2 protein-coding genes are annotated in these 781 nt (G+C 70.2%); both read left to right on the top strand.

The annotated features are described in order from the left end of the window. Positions 1-26: 26 nt before the first annotated feature. Complete coding sequence (locus L687_RS40125; RefSeq protein ID WP_021201496.1) at positions 27-401, top strand: hypothetical protein; 375 nt, start codon at positions 27-29, stop codon at positions 399-401. 5 nt (positions 402-406) lie between these two features. Next, the coding region (locus tag L687_RS40120) for a nitroreductase family protein (RefSeq protein WP_021201495.1) at positions 407-781 on the top strand (375 nt) is incomplete at its 3' end.

Here is a 781-nt window from a genome sequence, read left to right as displayed (position 1 = left end):
CCCAGGCGCGGGCGTAGGGTCATGCCATGGTCCACCGCCGTGAGCGCGCGAACAACGCGCCGCTGTTCGCCGCTGCGGCCACGGCCTACGCCGTGAACTGCGCACTCGGCGCATCCGTCGCCGCGCGCCTGGTCGACACCAGCCGCTTCCGCTGGCTGCACCACGCGCTCTACATCGCGACATGTGCGACCTCGGCTGTCGCCGTCGTGGCGGGCTGGTCGCGGGGGCCGCGCACGGGTGGCCGTCGCGCTGCGGTCGGGCTGCTCCCCGCCGCCGTGCCGCTCGCGGCCATCCCGTACCTCGGCACGCACAGCCGGCGGCATCCGCTGGTCGCGCTCGCCGCCGCCCCCTTCATCGTCGCAGGGCTGGTGCTCTCGCGATCCGCCGCCGACCGGAAGTGAAACGCATGGAACTGCTCGATGCCATCCGCCGCCGCAAGACCACCAACGGCGCATTCCTGCCCGACCCTGTCTCCGAGGACCATCAGCGCATCCTCCTCGAAGCCGCGGGCCGCGCTCCGTCGCAGCTGAACAGCCAGCCCTGGCGATTCGTGGTGATCGAGAGCCGCGAAACGATCGAGCAGATCGCCCGCATCTCGGGCGAGAGCATGACCGAGGCGATGTCGAACGGCACGTTCTTCGAGCGGTACAAACCGTACTTCCGCTTCAGTCAGGCCGAGATGGAGGAGAAGCGCAGCGGGATGCTGTTCGACAAGCTGCCCGCCGCGCTCCGCCCGTTCACGAGCCAGGTGTTCACCAAGCGCGGGCAGACGCTCATGAAC

The sequence above is a fragment of the Microbacterium maritypicum MF109 genome (genome assembly GCF_000455825.1).
Classification (GTDB): domain Bacteria; phylum Actinomycetota; class Actinomycetes; order Actinomycetales; family Microbacteriaceae; genus Microbacterium; species Microbacterium maritypicum_A.
The sequence above is the reverse complement of the archived record's forward strand: the minus strand, read 5'-3'. Positions and strand labels throughout refer to the sequence as shown.

What these genes read in the sequence shown, in the direction of transcription:
- L687_RS40125 (WP_021201496.1), top strand. Translation starts at nt 27, where the DNA reads ATGGTCCACCGCCGTGAGCGCGCGAACAACGCGCCGCTGTTCGCCGCT.